General features: G+C 60.6%; 13 protein-coding genes and 2 pseudogenes. All 15 read right to left on the bottom strand.

The window, feature by feature from the left end:
• Positions 1–387, bottom strand: a pseudogene (locus E4Q23_RS20625) (efflux RND transporter periplasmic adaptor subunit); the annotation flags it as partial.
• Positions 384–1,688 carry a TolC family protein gene (locus E4Q23_RS20620; protein WP_169068368.1) on the bottom strand — a complete coding sequence of 435 codons (1,305 nt, stop codon included), beginning with the start codon at positions 1,686–1,688 and terminating at the stop codon, positions 384–386. The pseudogene E4Q23_RS20625 and the gene E4Q23_RS20620, both read right to left, overlap by 4 nt.
• A 102-nt stretch (positions 1,689–1,790) precedes the next feature.
• Positions 1,791–2,132, bottom strand: a complete 342-nt coding sequence (locus E4Q23_RS20615) for a copper-binding protein (RefSeq protein WP_169068367.1) — start codon at positions 2,130–2,132, stop codon at positions 1,791–1,793.
• Positions 2,133–2,674: 542 nt separating this feature from the next.
• Positions 2,675–2,941, bottom strand: a complete 267-nt coding sequence (locus E4Q23_RS20610; RefSeq protein ID WP_169068366.1) for a CopK family periplasmic copper-binding protein — start codon at positions 2,939–2,941, stop codon at positions 2,675–2,677.
• 143 nt (positions 2,942–3,084) lie between these two features.
• A complete protein-coding gene (locus E4Q23_RS20605; protein ID WP_169068365.1) occupies positions 3,085–3,477 on the bottom strand; it encodes a CzcE family metal-binding protein in 393 nt (130 codons plus the stop codon).
• A 313-nt stretch (positions 3,478–3,790) separates the two neighbouring features.
• A complete protein-coding gene (locus tag E4Q23_RS20600) occupies positions 3,791–4,903 on the bottom strand; it encodes a nickel/cobalt efflux protein RcnA (protein ID WP_169068364.1) in 1,113 nt (370 codons plus the stop codon).
• A gap of 10 nt (positions 4,904–4,913) precedes the next feature.
• Positions 4,914–5,183, bottom strand: coding sequence for a metal-sensing transcriptional repressor (locus tag E4Q23_RS20595; RefSeq protein WP_169068363.1), 270 nt, complete (start codon positions 5,181–5,183; stop codon positions 4,914–4,916).
• A 376-nt stretch (positions 5,184–5,559) separates the two neighbouring features.
• A complete protein-coding gene (gene lspA / locus E4Q23_RS20590; protein ID WP_169068362.1) occupies positions 5,560–6,606 on the bottom strand; it encodes a signal peptidase II in 1,047 nt (348 codons plus the stop codon).
• 94 nt (positions 6,607–6,700) lie between these two features.
• A complete protein-coding gene (gene petA, locus E4Q23_RS20585) occupies positions 6,701–7,336 on the bottom strand; it encodes a ubiquinol-cytochrome c reductase iron-sulfur subunit (RefSeq protein ID WP_169068361.1) in 636 nt (211 codons plus the stop codon).
• Between the two features lie 5 nt (positions 7,337–7,341).
• Positions 7,342–9,177 (bottom strand): PHA/PHB synthase family protein, encoded by a 1,836-nt coding sequence (locus E4Q23_RS20580; RefSeq protein WP_169068360.1) that lies wholly within the window; start codon positions 9,175–9,177, stop codon positions 7,342–7,344.
• Between the two features lie 319 nt (positions 9,178–9,496).
• The gene (locus E4Q23_RS20575; RefSeq protein ID WP_248595621.1) at positions 9,497–10,684 is read right to left on the bottom strand and encodes a phospholipase D-like domain-containing protein; all 1,188 of its coding nucleotides are present in this window, start codon (positions 10,682–10,684) and stop codon (positions 9,497–9,499) included.
• Between the two features lie 106 nt (positions 10,685–10,790).
• A complete protein-coding gene (locus E4Q23_RS20570; protein WP_169068359.1) occupies positions 10,791–11,507 on the bottom strand; it encodes a DsbC family protein in 717 nt (238 codons plus the stop codon).
• Between the two features lie 239 nt (positions 11,508–11,746).
• A complete protein-coding gene (locus E4Q23_RS20565) occupies positions 11,747–12,397 on the bottom strand; it encodes a class I SAM-dependent methyltransferase (protein ID WP_169068358.1) in 651 nt (216 codons plus the stop codon).
• Between the two features lie 136 nt (positions 12,398–12,533).
• Positions 12,534–13,022: a YHS domain-containing protein gene (locus E4Q23_RS20560; RefSeq protein WP_169068357.1), complete on the bottom strand. Its 489-nt coding sequence runs from the start codon at positions 13,020–13,022 to the stop codon at positions 12,534–12,536.
• Positions 13,023–13,038: 16 nt separating this feature from the next.
• Positions 13,039–13,179, bottom strand: a pseudogene (locus E4Q23_RS20555) (copper-transporting ATPase); the annotation flags it as partial.
• Positions 13,180–13,280 lie beyond the last annotated feature (101 nt).

The raw sequence follows: 13,280 nt of genomic DNA, 5'->3' as shown, positions 1-13,280 counted from the left end.
GCGCAACGCCGCATCCAGCGTGCGTTCTTCGGCACGCGCGGTCTTGACGCCGAGTGTCTGAATACGCGCCGGGCTGACCTTGACGACGCCGCTGCCGTCGGGTTCGTCGTCCGCGTAAACCGCGATGTAATCCATGCCCATCGAATCCTTCTTCGGCTCGGGCGAGGTATCGGGCAGCCCCATCGGATTGCGGTAGTAGAGAATCTTGCGTTCGCTCTCGCCGGCGGGCGTGGGTGACGCGGACGTCTCGCCGCCAGCAGGGTCGGCCACTGCCACGCCCGTAGCGGTGGCCGGTTGCTGCCGGCCGAACCAGTAGCCGACGCCGAGGGCGGCGGCGATGGTGGCGATTACGGCGACTGCCAGGGCAAATTTGAGACTGCGGTTCACAGCGCTTCTCCGGTCAGCCATTCGAGTTCGGCGAGGCGAACGGCGGTTTCCACGTCGGCGTCGAGCAAGGCCAGGCGGGCGCGCAGGATCTGCCGCTCGGCGTCGATCAAGGTGTTGAAGTTGACGCGGCCACTTTCGTAGCCGGACTGGGCCGCTTCGAAAGTGGCGCTGGCCTGCGGCAACAAGGTGTGCTTCAGCAGACGGGCCTTGTCGCGGCTGGCCTCGAAAGCGGCGAGCGTTTCGCCAAGCCGGCCGGCGAGGCGGGTTTCAGCGGCCAGCACGCGGGTCTGCGCCGCGTCCAGTTGACGTTCTGCCTCGCGCTCCTGGGCGCGGCGGGACGACTGCTGCAGCGGAATGGTCACTCCGACCATCACTTCCCAGTTGTCCGAGGCGTTGTATGGACGGTTGTTGGTCAGGCCCACGGCGAAGTCCGGATAGCGGTTCAACCCGGTCAGTTCGCGACTCTTCTGCGCGGCGACGACGCCGAAGCGTTCGCGCGAGACTTCCGGCGAGCGCGTGCGGATCTGCTCGAGCAGGCTCTGGTAGGAAACTCTGGCGGGGGCTGGCGGCAGTCGAGCGGGCTCGGCCAGCGGGGCATCGCCATCTCGCGCCAGCAGGGCATTGAGTTTGGCGGCATTGTCGCGTTTGCGACGTTCGGCTTCGACGAGGTCGATCTTCACGCTGGTCAGTTCGCTCTGCGCCCGCAGGGCGTCCTGCTGCGGCACCAGACCGACGCCGTAGCGCGTCAACACCAGCTGCTCGATGGCGTCGAGCAGCGACAGGGTCTCACGGAGTATGCGAATCTGCCCCGCGGCCTGGAACTGCCTGGCGTAGGCGGTCTTGATGCGGTTCTCGACCTCGAGCACGGTGCCCTCCTGCAGGGTCTCGACCTGCTCGGCGAGCGCCTCGGCGACTTCACCGCGCAGCTCGCGCTTGCCCCAGAACGGCAGCGGCTGGACAACCCGGTAGCGGGTATTGCCCACCTGGCCCGGCAGCAACGACGGCGCGCGGTCGGAATTCACGGTGTTGGTGAAGTCCATCAGTTCGAGCTCGAAGCGCGGATCGGGCAGCGCTGCGGCCGGCTCGACCCGTTCCCGCGCCGCTTCGGCCTCGAATTTGCGCACGCCAAGCTCGGGGTTATGCTCGCGGGCATAGCTCAGCAGACCGCTGAGCGAAGCACCCAGCGGCGGGGCGAGTGGGCCCTGCGCGTAAGCCGGCGCGTTGGCTAGCACGAGCGCAAGCAGCACGCAGCCGCCCGCAGCAAGGCGTGCCGTGAGCGCGCTTGGCGTGGAAAGCATCATCTGTCGGGAATCCGTTCCAGGTAAAAGTCGCGTACGCGACTCACGAATCTCCCTTCTCCCGCTGCCGGAGAAGGGCCGGGGGAAGAGGGGAAAAAAGGAAAACTACTTCGCAGGCTCGAGTGCGGTGACCGTCAAGGCGTCGCCGACGTTCTCCGCAGTGAAGCTCACCTTCTCGCCTGCCCTGACGTGATCGAGCATCGCCGGGTCACTGACACGGAAGGCCATGGTCATTGGCGGCATCCCGAGATTGGCCAGCGGGCCATGCTTGATGGTGATCTTGCCAGCAGCCTTGTCTATTTTCTTGACGGTGCCTTCAGATGCTGCCGCCTTGACGCTAGCGGCGCCGCTGCCCGCCGGATGATGAGAATCGTGCTCAGCGGCGGCAAACACCGGGTTGGCAAGGGCTAGGGCAAGCAGGGAAATGACGGGAAACAAAGGTTTCATGGCGGATCCTGTGGGTAGATGATCGGGGGTCGATAGGCGCTGAGTTTCAGTCTTGCACAAACATGTCACAGCAACTGCATTCACGGTGGCCAAGGCCGCAAATGATACCTATTGCATCCGCTCAACAAGCTGACCTATAGATTACATTCGTGTAATGGTGCTTCATCATTGAGCCCCGTCATGCACGTCAGGGACTGTACCTCACTTGCCTGCGTGTTCGGCTGCGGGCCGGCTTCCTGCGGATCTTCGCGCTGAGCCTCCGTTCCTGGTCCGCCTTCGCTTGTGTTGGTACGCCGCTTAGTACTTCTACCGGCTTTGCCCAAGCGGAAGACGCCGCGGTATCTGGCCTTCGCCAGATGATATCCGCAGCGCCGCCACGACCGAAGTGCTCGTGCGAACAGGCGCGGAACGAGTGGCCTAAGCTCTCTGATCAAGAAGCCTGCAGATCATGTCGATCCCATTCGCTACGACCAGCGTTCGTTTGGTCTGATGTCGCGTGTCGTCAGAATCGGCGACAAGGCTTCGAAAGGTTCAGCTGTCGCTCAAGGGCCTTTATGCTCCTTGAGAAGTGGGCTGAGGCGACTGACTTCGTCGCCGTGCATGATGATCTTCTGGCCGTCCGTGGTTTCCATCACTTTGCCCTCGTCCATGCGCGTGGCGCGACCGTATTTGTCTTCCATGGCCATCTTTCCGCCCTTGAAGATGAAGACCGTCGATCCGTCCTTCATCGAGATCACCTTTTCAGCTTGCGCACGCGCAGCATCGTCGGCATTGGCGGCTACGGTAACGCCAGTCAGTACGACGGCCATTAACAGATTTTTTTAACATTTTCTTTCTCCTGGAGTTGATGCAATAAGCATTGCATGGATGTTTCGTGAGCTACTTCGAGTAGTGCGCCCGGGCAATGAAATGCGCATCATCCCCGGTTGGCTTCTTTGCTCCTGGACCTGTGTCATCCGCCCAGACGATCTGGACTCTCGCTCACGTACACCGTCACACCATCGGCGCCGGCAACGACGTTTGAAAGCGAAAACGGTGAGGTCCCTACCGTATCGAACGTCCAGGTGACGCTCTTTCCGCCGGCGTTGAGGCGCACGGTTTCGAAGCGCGTAACGTTCAGGACCTTGCTAGCAGCATCGATTTGCAGCTCCCGTGAAGCGAGTGCGGAAGAGCTGTAACCAAAGGGGGCGAGCTGCTTGGCAGTCGGCTGGCCGCCGGATTCCGAGACGTGCGAAAGCCAGTGATCGATCTGCGTTTCCGAGTAATCCTGGTGGGCAAACGCAGTCGTTGTACCGACGGCGCTCGCGGCCACTATCAGCGCCAGTTTCGCGAACTTGTTCCTCATGCTGTTCTCCTTTTGACATCGGGTTGATTACGCCGGACAGTCCTCATCCGACGCTGATGCCATCTTAGAATGTGCATGCCAACAGACTACTGACCGGGCAGTTACATTTTGGTCAGAGTTCTGTCACCGAACCTGGGGTGTGCGACGGAGAGCAAGTGCTGGAGAACATGAAAAAGATGCAGAAGCAGATCGGCAAGATCCGCCAGAGGCTCAGCCTCCCTGGGCGCGGAAGAAGCTGAAGGAGGAACGCTGGGCCGCCCTGAAGCACACCATGCAGATGATGCATGGCATGTGGGGGCGGGCAACCTACTCGTCAGGCCAGTGCTTTCAGGCCTTGGTAGCCAACGTAAAGACCAACGAGAAGGATGAGCGCAGCAGAGAAATACGGTGCTCTCCGCGCAAACTTGCCGAAACCGCTCCATCGCCTGGAAACGTGTTTCACGCTCAAGGCTGCCAAGGTGCCGGAAAGCACCATCGTCAAGGCCAAGCCGATACTGAAGCTCAGCACCAGGGTCGCACCGAGGGTGATCTCCTTCAGTTGCAAGCACAGCAACAGCACGGTAATCGAGGCGGGACAGGGAATCAGCCCGCCAGTCAGCCCGAACATGACGATCTGCCCGGTCGTCACTTCCCGATTGGTGAAACGGTGGCGGATATCGTTGGCATGCGCCAGTTCGTGCGGATCTTGGTATCCTGGAGCTGACACGTCCAGCCCCTCGTAGTCCTTGATGGCGTGGTGCTGGTGGTCGTGCTCGACGAACTCGACGTCATAATCGTGGCTGTGGTGCTCGTGACCCAGGCGCAGACGAGCCACGAATTCGTGCGGCTCGGGAACTTCCTGCTCCGACTCCACAAAGCCGTCGCGCTGCACGAACCGGAAGGATTGGCAGCTACCGTCTGGCCGTTCGGTCTCGATCCTCACCTGATCGGCTGTCCAGGTGTGGCCGTGCCCGCTTTTCGCGAACAAACGGAAGCGCGGCGGCACGCCGTCCTCGAACACATCCAGGCGTACCACGCCGTGGCCGGTATCGATGCGTTTGCTGTCGTCATGATGATGATCGTGGTCCTGCTCGGCAAGTTGCTGTTGTCGCCAGTTCCGCCAGATCATCCAGAGAGCAACGCCGATGATCACCAAGGCGGACGCCACCTGCAGATAGGGCTCACTGGTTTCCGCGTCCCATTTCTGGCCGAAGTACATGCCGCCAAGCGCGATCACCCACACCACAGCTGTGTGTGAAATCGTCGCCGATACCCCGAGCAGAACGGCTTGCCCTACCGTGCCACGAATCGCAACAATGAAAGCGGCCATCATGGTCTTGGAGTGGCCTGGTTCGAGGCCGTGCAGGCCGCCGAGCAAGATCGCACTCGGGATAAACAGCCAGGCGTTTCCCGCGCCCTGCGCCAGCAGGGTGGAAAAACTGGTCATCGTGTTTCCTTCAGAGATATTTGGTGATGGCTTTGAACTCGCGGATAGTCTCTTCCGCGCTTTGCGGCGCGTCGCGTACTGCTTGTTCAAGGCAGTGGTCGATGTGGTCGTGCACCAGCGTCTTCTTGGCATTGCCGACTGCGCTTTCGACGGCCTGCAGTTGCTGGGCGATCGCCAGACAGTCACGGCTGTCCTCAAGCATGGCGATGGTGCTCCTGAGGTGGCCTTCAGCCCGTTTCAGGCGCTTGATGATCTCTGGATGGGAAGTGTGCGTGCTCATACCTTTTATCCTATCCTGGAGGATAGGATTTGTCAAGCTGTTAAAGGCGGTAAGATCAGATCGCCCGTGAGCATCGAGAGACAGCGTGTGGCAGGGATCGCAACCAGCAGATCAGCCTTGCCGAGGTCACACGGATTGTGACCGGAGGGGTCGGCCATAGCCTGCCGGGCACCGCACCGATGTTCAGGTCGTCTCGCCAGGAGGGTGACACGAACAATCCTCGACCTCGGCTGCCCGTGCGAGGTTGCGCACAATGCCGCACTAACTGTGCGGACCACATGAAGCGGGATGCAGCGGCGGTGCAACTGGATGGGATGACTCGCAGAGGGGCGATTGCTACCCGAAGTCCTCAAGTATTCCGGCATTTCGAATACTCCTAAGTCGTACTTGCCTTGGCACCCACGATCTCGCCTTTATTCTGTGCTTCCACAATCAGCAGGGCCGCTCCCAGCGCGATGGCTACATCGGCAAGGTTGAAGGCAGGAAAGTGTGCGTGGAGCCAATAGAAATCGAGGAAATCCACGACCTGCCCACGGAATACGCGATCCGTGATGTTCCCAAGCGCTCCGCCGAGGATCAGGCTATAGCCCAGCGCTTCGAGGCGGGGCAGGTGCTGCCGCAAAATACGCACTAGCCAAGCTGAAATGGCTAAGCCAATGGCGATGAAGAAGTAGCGTTGCCAACCGCTCGCGCTCGCTAGAAAACTGAACGCAGCCCCCGAATTTAGTACATGGACAAGGTTGAAAAACGGGGTGACTTCGACCTGTTCGCCATGAGCAAGCGTGTGGTTGATGGCTAGTTTTGCGAGCTGATCGACCATGATGATGCAGGCGGCCACTCCATACCAGACGAAAGCTGATATGCGACACGCCGTCTGCCACGCCGGCACAGCCAGCGATATAAGCCATCTGGCAAGAGCAGTACAGCCCCATCCGAGACCCCAACCCGCCAGCACCTCGACCGGGAAATGCCTCCCGGTGGCGATGCGCGACCAGCCGACTAAGCCGACGTACAGGATCAAACCGATACGGCCATAGCGTCCAAGCAAGGGCCAGAGTGCGCCGACAACCAGTGCCGAGTACGTGGCATGCCCACTGGGCAGGCTGTAGTGCTGCTCAATCTCACCGAGGACACGCACCAAGTCGCCGAGGATGACGGGCGGGCGCGTGAAATCGAGCCACAGCTTCATGATGATGGCCGCCAGAATAGCCAGCATGAAGGCCATGCCAAAGCCAGCGAACTGGAGTCGCCCGGCACGGGCACGCGCTGGATCGGTGGCCGAGTTCGACCACCACCACAGACCCAAGAGAATCAGGGGCGCTGTCCAGTAGCTGCCAGTGAGACTGAAGAACCACGCCAGCGACCCAAGTGCGGCTGGTGTTCCCACACTGATGGCTTGGAACAACGCGGTGTTAGCGATCATCGACCGCTAACCATGGGGAATCCTTGTTTTCTCTCCGCCATGTTCCGCACGCGACACGTTGCAGAGCCATTGCATGGTTTTTGCGTCCGAGTCCTTATCCAACGTCGGTGCCGATAATGACGTGAACGTCACTCGAATAGGTGTAACGCGGAATGACCAGGTTGGTCGGCGCCGGAACATCCTTGTACACTCTTCCCGCCAGATCGAACTTTGAGCCGTGACACGGGCAATAAAAGCCGCCGCGCCACTTTGGGCCAAGATCGTCAGGCGCGATGTCTGGGCGAAAAGTCGGTATGCAACCCAGGTGCGTGCAGAGCCCCACCGCGACGAGGTACTCGGGCTTGATTGCGCGCGACGGATTCTTGCAGTGGGCAGGCTGCTGCGGCTCTTCCGACTGGGGATCGCGCAAGCGCTGGTCATCTGTTCCCAACAGCCGCAACATCTCGTCGGTACGACGCAAAATCCAGATCGGCTTACCCTGCCATCCCACCGTCAGCAAGGTGCCGGGTTCGAGCTTGCTGCAATCCACCTCGACCGGGGCGCCGGCTGCTTTGGCTCTTTCGCTGGGCAACATGCTGCTGATAAACGGTACCGTGGCCGCGGCAATGCCGACCCCGCCCAAGGCTGTCGTCGCCGCGACCAGAACGCGTCGCCGTGTGAGGTCTGGTTGCTCGTGCGCTGCGTCAGGCGGATCGACGCCTTGCAGTACTGGTGACTCATCGCAAGTCATGCTGGTCACTCCTTCAATACATAGGTTCCCGGACTGTCGCAAAGCGGCGCGTAGCCCTTCTCGGGCGCGCCCATCAGTGGCGGCGCTTCGCTGCCCGAAGAGTGCGCTTCTAGCCATTGCTGCCAGGCGGGCCACCACGAACCTTCCGTGGTCGGCGTCTTTTCCTTCCAGGTTTCCGGGTCGATGCAGCGGTCACCTTCGTGGCAGACGCTGAGCTGGTACGAGCGGGGCGGGTGGCCGGGTTCGTTGACGATGCCGACGTTGTGGCCGCCGCTGGTCAGGACAAAAGTCAGTTCGGTGGCGTCGCTTTGCAGGTGCAGCTTGTAGACCGAGTGCCACGGCGCGACGTGGTCGGCGACGGCGGCGACGGCGAAGATCGGGCAGTGGATGTCGCTGATCGAAATGGCGCGGCCCTCGACCATGTACTTGCCCTGGAAAAGCTCGTTGTCCACGTACAGCCGGCGCAGCAGTTCGGAGTGCTGGCGATAGGGCATGCGCGTGCCGTCGGCGTTCCAGGCCATCAGGTCGAACATCGGCTCGCGGTGTCCGAGGTAATACTCGCGGACCATCTTCGACCAGATCAGGTCGGCCGACTTGAGGAGCTGGAAGCCGCCCGAGACCTGCTTGTGATCGAGGTAGCCCTTCTGCCACATCATGTCTTCGAGCAGCGTCACTTCGCTGGCGTCCATGAAGACGTTGATCTCGCCGACTTCGGTGAAGTCGGTCATGGTGGTGAACAAGGTGACGCTGGCCAGGCGTTCGTCGCCGTCGCGCGCCATGGCGGCGGCGGTGATGGTCAGCAGGATACCGCCCAGACAGTAACCGGCGGCGTGGATCTTGAGCCCGGGTTGCAGCTCGGCGACGACGTCGATGGCCGCCAGTGTGCCGTGCCGGCGGTAGTCTTCCATGCCCAGGTTGCGGTGCTCGGGACCCGGGTTGAGCCAGGAGACCATGTACACCGTGTGGCCGCGGTCGACCAGGTACTTGACCAGCGAGTTGTGCGGCGAGAGGTCGAGGATGTAGTACTTCATCATCCACGCCGATTGCATCAGGACGGGTTCGCGCTGCACCGTGTCGGTGCTCGGCGAATATTGAATCAGCTCGATCAGGTGATTGCGGTAGACGACCTTGCCGGGGGTGATGGCCAGGTTTTCGCCGACGCGGAAGGCTTCGACGCCGGCGGGCGCTTCGTTGCGCAGCGAGCGTTTGAAGTTCTCGCGATAGTTGCTCGCGCCGCGCATCAGATTGGCGCCGCGTTCCTTGAGCGTCGCTTCGGCGATCTCGGGGTTCAGGAAGGGGATGTTGCACGGCGCAGTCATGTCGAGGATTTGGCGGGCGGTGAAGGAAACTGCCGCCTGACTGTGTTTCGAAATGCCGCGTACATCGGTGGTCGCGTTGTGCCACCACTGCTGGTTGAGCAGGAAGCCCTGGTAGATGACGTTGTAGGGAAAACGCTGCCAGCCGGGATGGTCAAAACGGTGGTCGCCGTGCAGCGGTTCGATGCACGGTTCGGCGTTGCCGGTGGTCGCCGAGGTCAGGGCATAGCTGCCCAGACGCATCGCTTTGCGCATCGCTTTGGCGCCCAGTTGAAACTGTTTCCCGGGTGACGAGGCCAGGTGCACTGTCCAGTCGAGGTAGGCCATGGCCAGCGACGCGGGTGAAACGCCGCCGGTAAACTGGCCGAGCGCGATGTTGATCATGCGGTCGATTTCTTCCAGGGCGTCTGAGTCGAGCAGATGACGGTCGCCGAGTCGACGAGAGGATCCTGCGTGCGCTGGTGGGTTCGCGAACGGCTTGTCAGTGTCGGCGGCTGGGGTAATTTCTTCGCGCTTGTTGATCATGACTATTTTCTCCGTTCAATGGTGGAGCGCTTGTCGGCAGATGAAGTCAAACGCCGCAGCTAGACGGGGGACGTCCATCGACACCAAAACGCTCCTTTGTTGCATTTCTCCTCGCGCGCAACCCGAATATCATCGCTGCGGCGAAGAAAAGACAGCCAAGCAACCGGCGCCGCGTGTGCCATGGCGTACAGTTGTCAAGAGAAGCTGGATATCAATCTAGACCTGTGTGTACCTGAGAGGTCAAGCCCAATTTTGGTCATTGGTCGCAATATATGAGCGCAAGCTTCGAGCCGTCCGGCTACCCGACGTCGACCGACGATCATAGCCAGCGACGCGCTATCCAGCCAACACACTCCAGCAGGCGCTGCGGCCAACGTCGCCGAGCCCAGCTTCCGGCCGTGACCGCTAGCGATTGGGACAGGTCATCGATAAACTGTCGTTCGAGCAGGGTACAAACGCCAGGCTCGTCCACAGCCAAGACCAGCTCGTAGTTCAGGAAGAAGCTCCGGTAATCAAAGTTTGCGGTCCCAAGTGCGGCCCACTGCCCGTCGATCGTGATCGTTTTCGCATGCAGCATGCGCGGCTGGTACTCGTAGACCCGCACCCCGGCAGCGATCAACGCTGCGTAAAACGCCCGCGCTGCCCAGCGCACCAGCGGGACGTCGTTGCGCAACGGGACGAGTAGCTGCACGTCGACACCACGCCGTGCAGCCATCATCAGGCGCTGCTGCATGAGCAGGTCGGGAACGAAATAGGGGGTAGTCAGATAGATGTGCTCACGCGCTCCTGAGAAGGCCTCCGAGTAGAGGCAGCGGATGCGGTGTCTACATGTGCTGGTGTGGTTCGAGATCAGGCTGGAGCCGCCACCATGTGTCGGCGCCCAGCGGTGTTGGCCGCGCCAGAATGCGTCGAAAAGTCCCACCGCGTCGAGTACGAGCACGCCCGAGATCGAGGCATGGGTGTCGCGCCATCGCGTCTCGCCGTAGAGCCGGCGCGAACTCTCGCGGTGAATGTTGAAACCCCCGACATAGGCGAGCTGGTCATCGACCACCAACAATTTGCGGTGATTGCGGCGGTTGTAGCGCAGCGGTCGGAGCCAGTTCCAGCGGTGAAACCACTGCACCTGCACGCCTCGCTGCAGAACATACTGCACGAGCGGCGGCGTGGACTCGCCGAACGCACCCGCTGCATCCAGATGCAGCCGCACATCTACACCCGCTTGCGCGCGCTCGGCCAAAGCCACGGCGAACTCCCAGCCGATCTCGTCGCCCGCGAAGATGTAGCTTTCCATGCGTACAAACCGGCAGGCACACTTGATCGACGCGAGCATTGCCGCGTAGAGCACGTCGCCTTCGGTGAAAAGCTCGACCTCCATCGGGGAGGCCGGCGGCGCTGAGACGTCGCCGACGGGATCGACGTGGCAAGCGCACGGGGCGGGAGCGCGGGAATTTGGGCTCATGGCTTCCCAAGTGTCGCCGTGACGGCGATGTTGCTGCGTGTCGCGCAATCGATTTCAGCTCTCAACGAGAATGGCCGCAACGCGACTAACCAGAGAAGGCCCTCGGGAACCTCATCGTCGGCTTACTACTCGCCTTGGCGGATCCTGCGGACGCCTACTTGACCGGCCCTGGAGCCTCGGCAAGCTTCTGCTCGATCCTCGCCAGCGAAATGGCACCCGGAATACGCTCGCCATCGGCGAAGAAAATCGTTGGCGTCCCGCTGATCGCCAACTTGCGGCCCAGCTCGACGCTATCCTTGACCGCTGTGGTATCGCAATCGCCCTTCCCTCCCGGTGCCTTGCCATCGACCATCCAGTCATTCCAGGCCTTGGCTCGGTCAGCAGCGCACCAGATCTGGTTGGAGTTCTCGAGAGAATTCGGCGAAAGGATCGGGTAGAGAAACGTATAGATGGTCACGTCGTCCAGATTGGCGGTTTCCTTGGCCAAGCGCTTGCAGTAGCCGCAGTTTGGATCCTCGAAGGTCGCAAAGACACGCTTGCCATCGCCGCGCACCTGCTTGACGGCGAGCGCCAGGGGCAAGTCAGAGAACTTTATCGCGCTGAGTTTTTGCATCCGCTCAGCCGTTACGTTTTTCATCGTCTTACCATCAATCAGCGAGCCGACGAGCAGCACCGAGACCTTCTCGTCGGTGTAGATGACCTCCCGGCCATTGGCGTAGACCTCATAGAGCCCGAGATAGGGGGTTCTGGTGACGCTGGTGACTGTTCCTCCGAGCTTGGTTTCAACCGCCTTCTTCACGGAGGCCTCGTCGGCCAGAGTCGGCAGGCTGAACGTGGCGACGAGGGCGAGCGATACGAGTTTCTTGTACATCATTGTTTCTCCGGCTTTGCTGGGTTGGTGTCTCAGAAAGCATCGATTGCGTACGTAGCACACCACAGCGTTCCTTGACATCGATACGGCGTTCGTCAGTCAAGCCCGACTATCAGGGGGCAGCTATTTCAGGGTGTGCCTGACCTTCACTGACTGCGGCGTCAGCGGACTCACCTCTGCCCCCTTCGCCCCACACCGCGAAAAATACGCAATGCGCCGTGGGTTTGCGAAAGGCTGTCTCAAGCCTCTTTTCTACCCGCACAGACATAGATGGCGCCAAAGTAGTATTCCTCGTAACTGGTTTGCCTCAAATACCGCCCGATGGACTCCCAGGGATGGCGATGGGCCAAATCCAGACTCACACCGAATGGTCTGTACAGCCACACCGCAAGATTGACCAGCCATGTCGGCCAACGCTCAGGTTCTTTCATATCCAGGACTGCCAAACTTCCCCCTGGCCGCAATGCACGGCTCGCCCTCTTGATGATCTCGTCGTACTCGGGCACCAAGGTAATTGCTAACGTTGAGTACACAGCCGAAACACCGACAGGAAACTGCCATTCGGCAAGGTCCGCCTGCACGATCTCCACGTTCGTCCAGTGCTCTCTGGCGACTCGACCTCTGGCGACATCCAGCATCGCATCCGTGAGGTCTACAGCAACAATGCTTCCCTCGGGACCGATGATCCGCTGCACGTATTCAAAATTCAAACCCGTTCCACAGCCCAACTCGACGACTTGGTCGCCGGGACAAAGGCCAAGCGCTGATATTGTGTTCTGTCGGTATCGGTCGATATTGAATCCAGAGAGCCGGTAGAGCTGGGTTAGTAGGTCATATCGTTTCGCACGTCGGCGATATAGATCCCGAGTTTCATCCTTGCTGAGCATCATCACCCCTTCCCGCCAGTCGGTTCGTTGCGCAGCATCCCGTACTGGTACTGGTACTGGCATGAGGCGAAAAGCCAAGCTGCCGCCCGCCGGGGCGATAGCGAACATGTGCCGCCACGGCCAGGGGCTCGGTAAGTCATCAGTGGCATCCTGTGGGTGGGTTAGCCTGTAGGTTGCCAATCTCACACTCTTCGGTGTAATGGATGAACCCGCGGCGCAAGGTTTCTCCCCAGCCGTTGCCAAGGTGTGCCCCGGCTTTCTCCAGTGCCGCTTCGATTTGCGAAGCGGTAGCCTGCAGCAGATCGTAGGTCACCACTACTTCCGCGCCATTCACTTGTAAAGATTCAATGCCCATCATTTCGTTGATCTGTGCTCGCAGGTGCTTTGCCTGAGCCTCATCGAGCACCCCATCCACGACAAACCGTCGTTGCTTCAACACAACCAGTCCCTGTTTCTTCGGCGCGGGATGACCCGGCGTGCCGACATACAAGTGTGGATTGGCCTCGAAGCGCTCGGTACATTGCGCTGAGCAAAACGCATAGTCTCTTCCCTGATAGCGGAAGTGAAAACGATCTGGCTCGACCATCATGCCGCACACCACGTCTTCTACTTTGCTTTCTATTGGCATCACTTGCTCCCTTAGGTCAGATAGAGATCCTGCGCAGTCGCAAGGCGTTGCTGATCACCGAGATCGACGACAGACTCATTGCTGCGGCGGCAAAGATGGGTGAGACGAGAGTGCCCAGGAAGGGATACAGGATGCCCGCAGCCACCGGCACGCCGACGTATTGTTGACGCCGTCGCCGGCCATCGCGACTTTGCGCTTGTGTTCATGGCAATCCTCTCCACGTGATATGGCTTCCAGCCTGGACCTGTGTATTGCTCA

The sequence above is a fragment of the Candidatus Accumulibacter phosphatis genome, assembly GCF_012939955.1.
Lineage (GTDB): Bacteria > Pseudomonadota > Gammaproteobacteria > Burkholderiales > Rhodocyclaceae > Accumulibacter > Accumulibacter delftensis.
The sequence above is the reverse complement of the archived record's forward strand: the minus strand, read 5'-3'. Positions and strand labels throughout refer to the sequence as shown.

Coding starts and splice junctions, on each gene's coding strand:
- E4Q23_RS20600 (WP_169068364.1), bottom strand. CDS start 4,903: ATGACCAGTTTTTCCACCCTGCTGGCGCAGGGCGCGGGAAACGCCTGG.
- E4Q23_RS20615 (WP_169068367.1), bottom strand. CDS start 2,132: ATGAAACCTTTGTTTCCCGTCATTTCCCTGCTTGCCCTAGCCCTTGCC.
- E4Q23_RS20610 (WP_169068366.1), bottom strand. CDS start 2,941: ATGGCCGTCGTACTGACTGGCGTTACCGTAGCCGCCAATGCCGACGAT.
- lspA (WP_169068362.1), bottom strand. CDS start 6,606: ATGATCGCTAACACCGCGTTGTTCCAAGCCATCAGTGTGGGAACACCA.
- E4Q23_RS20565 (WP_169068358.1), bottom strand. CDS start 12,397: ATGATGCTCAGCAAGGATGAAACTCGGGATCTATATCGCCGACGTGCG.
- E4Q23_RS20560 (WP_169068357.1), bottom strand. CDS start 13,022: ATGCCAATAGAAAGCAAAGTAGAAGACGTGGTGTGCGGCATGATGGTC.
- E4Q23_RS20570 (WP_169068359.1), bottom strand. CDS start 11,507: ATGTACAAGAAACTCGTATCGCTCGCCCTCGTCGCCACGTTCAGCCTG.
- E4Q23_RS20580 (WP_169068360.1), bottom strand. CDS start 9,177: ATGATCAACAAGCGCGAAGAAATTACCCCAGCCGCCGACACTGACAAG.
- E4Q23_RS20620 (WP_169068368.1), bottom strand. CDS start 1,688: ATGATGCTTTCCACGCCAAGCGCGCTCACGGCACGCCTTGCTGCGGGC.
- E4Q23_RS20595 (WP_169068363.1), bottom strand. CDS start 5,183: ATGAGCACGCACACTTCCCATCCAGAGATCATCAAGCGCCTGAAACGG.
- E4Q23_RS20605 (WP_169068365.1), bottom strand. CDS start 3,477: ATGAGGAACAAGTTCGCGAAACTGGCGCTGATAGTGGCCGCGAGCGCC.
- petA (WP_169068361.1), bottom strand. CDS start 7,336: ATGACTTGCGATGAGTCACCAGTACTGCAAGGCGTCGATCCGCCTGAC.